Below are 3,552 nucleotides of genomic sequence, written 5' to 3'. Positions count from 1 at the left end.
GGGCGGCACGGGTGGGCGCGACGGCACCCCGCAGGCGCCGGGCAGCGCGAACACCCCCCCGCCCCGCACCAGCCGACCTCGAACCCACCGCCCCCGCACCAGCCGACCCCGTATCAGAACCCGTGCCGGAAACCCCCGTCCACGGGCATCATCACCCCCGACACATAGGACGCCGCCGGCGACAGCAGATACGCCGCCGTGCGCCCGAACTCCTCAGGCCTCCCGTACCGCCGCAACGGAATCCGCGACTCCGCGGCCCGCCGCGTAGCCTCCGGATCCGCGGACAACGCGTCCAGCTCCCGCACCCGGTCCGTGTCGATCCGCCCCGGCAGCAGCCCCACCACCCGGACCCCCCGCGGCCCCAGCTCGTCCGCCAGCGACTTGGCGAACCCGGCCAGCCCCGGCCGCAGCCCGTTCGAGATCGTCAGCCCGGGAATCGGCTCGTGCACCGACCCCGACAGCACGAACCCGATGACACCGCCCTCGCCCAGCTCTCCCGCAGCCGCCCGCGCCATCCGCACCGCGCCCAGGAACACCGACTCGAACGCCGACCGCCACTGCTCGTCGGTGGTGTCCGCGACGAACCCCGGCGGCGGCCCGCCCACGCTGACGAGAACGCCGTCGAAGCGCCCGAACCGCTCCCGCGCGGCAGCGATCAGCCGCTCCGGCGCCGCCGGGTCGGCGTTGTCGACGGCCACCCCGACCGCACCCGGCCCCAGCGCGGCCGCCGCCTCCGCGACGGACTTCTCCTCCCGTCCCGTGACGACCACCTTCGCACCGTCGGCGACGAGCTCCCGCGCGGCGGCGTTGCCCAGTCCGCGGGTCGCCCCGGTGACGACGTACACCCGGTCCTTCAGCCCAAGATCCATGGCCTCTATCCTGCCCCTTCGGTCCCGAACAGGGCGAGCGCGGTGTTCACCAGCCCGATGTGACTGAACGCCTGCGGGAAGTTCCCCAGCAGCCGCCCGCCCACCGGGTCGTACTCCTCCGCCAGCAGCCCCACGTCGTTGGCGAGCCCCAGCAGACGTTCGAACAGTTCGCGTGCCTCCTTCGTCCGCCCGGTCATGTGCAGGGCGTCCGCCAGCCAGAACGAGCACACCAGGAAGGTGCCCTCCTCCCCGGGCAGCCCGTCGACCTGCGCGGCGTCCGGCGTGTAGCGGCGTACGAACCCGTCCTGGCACAGCTCCGAACGGACCGCCTCGATGGTGCCGAGCACGCGCGGATCGTCGGGCGGCAGGAAGCCCACCCGGGGGAGCAGCAGCAGCGCCGCGTCGAGCTCACGCGAGCCGTAGGACTGCGTGAACGTGTTCCGCGCCGGGTCGTACCCCTTCTCGCACACCTCCCGGTGCATCTCGTCCCGCAGCTCGCGCCAGCCGTCCAGGTCCCCTGGCAGATCGGGGAACTCCTCCATGGCGCGCACCGCGCGGTCCGCGGCCACCCACACCATCACCTTGGAGTGCACGAAGTGGCGCCGGCCGCCGCGCACCTCCCACAGCCCCTCGTCCGGCTGCCGCCAGGCCGTGCGCAGGAATGTCAGCATCACGGACTGCAGGGCCCACACGTCCGGATGCGCGGACAGGCCCGAACGCCGGGCCAGCGCCAGGGAGTCCACGACCTCCCCGTACACGTCCAGCTGGAGCTGGGTCACCGCGTCGTTGCCGATCCGCACCGGTGTGGCCCCGCCGAACCCGGACAGCCACGGCAGTTCGATCTCCGGCAGCCGCCGCTCGCCCGCGAGCCCGTACATGATCTGGAGGTCCGCCGGGTCGCCCGCGACCGCGCGGAGCAGCCAGTTGCGCCACGCCTCCGCCTCCTCCTGGTATCCGGCGGCCAGCAGCGCGTTCAGGGCCAGCGTGGAGTCGCGCAGCCAGCAGAAGCGGTAGTCCCAGTTGCGCACCCCGCCCGGCTCCTCCGGCAGCGAGGTGGTGGGCGCGGCGACGATGCCGCCGGTGGGACGGTAGGTGAGTGCCTTGAGCGTGATCAGCGACCGGACGACCGCGTCCCGGTGCGGGCCGTCGTAGAGGCAGCGGCGTGCCCACGCCTGCCAGTCCCTGACGCTGTGCCGCAGGGAGGTGTACGGATCGACGAGCGCGGGCCGCGGTTCGTGCGAGGGGTGCCAGGTCAGCACGAACGCGACCCGCTCGCCCTCCTTCACGGTGAACTCCGAGTGGGTGCCCAGGTCCTCGCCCCACGTGGGCACCTCCGGGACGCTGCGCAGCCACGCCGAGTCCGGTCCGGCCACCGCCACCCGGTGACCGTCCTCCCTGCGCACCCAGGGCACGACCGAGCCGTAGTCGAAGCGCAGCCGGAGCGTACTGCGCACGGTCACCTCACCCCGTACGCCCTGCACGATGCGCACCAGGTCGGGCGCGCGGTGGCGCTGTGGCATCAGGTCGGTGACCAGCACCGCCCCTTCGGGGGTCTCCCACTCGGTGTCCAGGACGAGGGTGTCCTCGCGGTAGGAGCGGCGGGTGTACCGGTCCGCGCCGGCCGGGGCGATCCGCCAGTGCCCGTTGTTCTCGTCGCCGAGCAGCCGGGCGAAGCAGGCCGCCGAGTCGAAGCGGGGCAGGCAGAGCCAGTCGACCGAGCCGTCCGCGCCCACCAGGGCAGCGGTCTGTTCGTCGCCGATGAGCGCGTAGTCCTCGATACGTTGCACGGGGTGCGGGTTCCCGGCCATCGGGTACCGCAATCAGGGCCGGAGCCGGGGGAGTGACGGGGCGTCGGCCGCCGCGGCGCCGTCGCCGGAGAAGATGACCCCCGGGTCGGAGGGGGCCTGGTTGAGCACCCACAGGCCGATCAGCGTGGCCAGCGCGAAGACGACGGCCACGAGCACCGTGAGGACGAGCCGCCGCCGGCGTTCCCGGCGCAGCCACTCGCCGCGCGCGGTGCGGTAGGCGTCGGGGTCCGGCAGCACCCCGCCGGCCAGCGCCCGCAGGGCCTCGCGCAGTTCCCGCTCGGTGCGCTCCGCGCCCGGCGGGCGGGGCGGCCCGGTCCGGCCGTGGTCCGTGCGGTCCGGACCGGTGCCACGCGACGGAGTCGCATCCCGATGCGTCATCGCCGGGCCTCCATCGCCTGGGTCAGCGCGGCGATACCGCGCGAGGTGTGCGTCTTGACGGAACCGCGGGTGATGCCCATCGCGGCGGCGATCTCGCTCTCCTTCAGCCCGAGCCAGTGCCGCAGCACCAGCGCCTCGCGCTGCCGGGCCGGAAGATGCTGGAGGGCGCCGATCAGTACCCGCTGGTCGTCGTGGAGCAGCGCGGTGTTCTCGGCGGAGGCCACGGTCTCGTCGGACGGGACCGCCGGACGTTCCTCGTGCCGGCGGGCGACCTGGAGATGGCGTATCCGCATCCGGGTCAGATTGCAGACCGTGGAGCGCAGGTACGCCTCCGCCGCGGCCACGTCCTTCAGCCGCCGCCACTTGCGGTAGATCTGGTAGTACGCCTCGGCCACCACGTTCTCCGGGTCGTCGGCGCCGAGCAGCACGGCGAGCCGCAGCATCGAGGAGTAGTGCAGCTCGAAGAGACGCGCGACACCGGCCTCCCGCTCCAGATC

Annotated in this window: 4 protein-coding genes; all 4 read right to left on the bottom strand. The window is 73.5% G+C overall.

Annotated features, from left to right (window positions below; translation table 11 throughout):
• Positions 1–113: 113 nt before the first annotated feature.
• Positions 114–869, bottom strand: a complete 756-nt coding sequence (locus B9S61_RS04490; protein ID WP_103541027.1) for an SDR family oxidoreductase — start codon at positions 867–869, stop codon at positions 114–116.
• Positions 870–874: 5 nt separating this feature from the next.
• Positions 875–2,677: a glycoside hydrolase family 15 protein gene (locus B9S61_RS04485; RefSeq protein WP_103541026.1), complete on the bottom strand. Its 1,803-nt coding sequence runs from the start codon at positions 2,675–2,677 to the stop codon at positions 875–877.
• Positions 2,678–2,689: 12 nt separating this feature from the next.
• Entirely contained in the window at positions 2,690–3,055 is a 366-nt protein-coding gene (locus B9S61_RS04480; RefSeq protein WP_181007236.1) for a hypothetical protein, read from the bottom strand.
• The coding region (locus B9S61_RS04475; protein WP_103541025.1) for an RNA polymerase sigma factor at positions 3,052–3,552 on the bottom strand (501 nt) is incomplete at its 5' end. The genes B9S61_RS04480 and B9S61_RS04475, both read right to left, overlap by 4 nt.

It is taken from the genome of Streptomyces sp. SM1, assembly GCF_002910825.1.
In the GTDB taxonomy this organism is placed as follows: domain Bacteria; phylum Actinomycetota; class Actinomycetes; order Streptomycetales; family Streptomycetaceae; genus Streptomyces; species Streptomyces okerensis.
This window is presented reverse-complemented; position numbering and strand designations above follow the sequence as displayed.

Bases quoted from the DNA above. Each gene is read 5' to 3' on its own strand.
- B9S61_RS04480 (WP_181007236.1), bottom strand. From the start codon at position 3,055: ATGACGCATCGGGATGCGACTCCGTCGCGTGGCACCGGTCCGGACCGC.
- B9S61_RS04490 (WP_103541027.1), bottom strand. From the start codon at position 869: ATGGATCTTGGGCTGAAGGACCGGGTGTACGTCGTCACCGGGGCGACC.
- B9S61_RS04485 (WP_103541026.1), bottom strand. From the start codon at position 2,677: ATGGCCGGGAACCCGCACCCCGTGCAACGTATCGAGGACTACGCGCTC.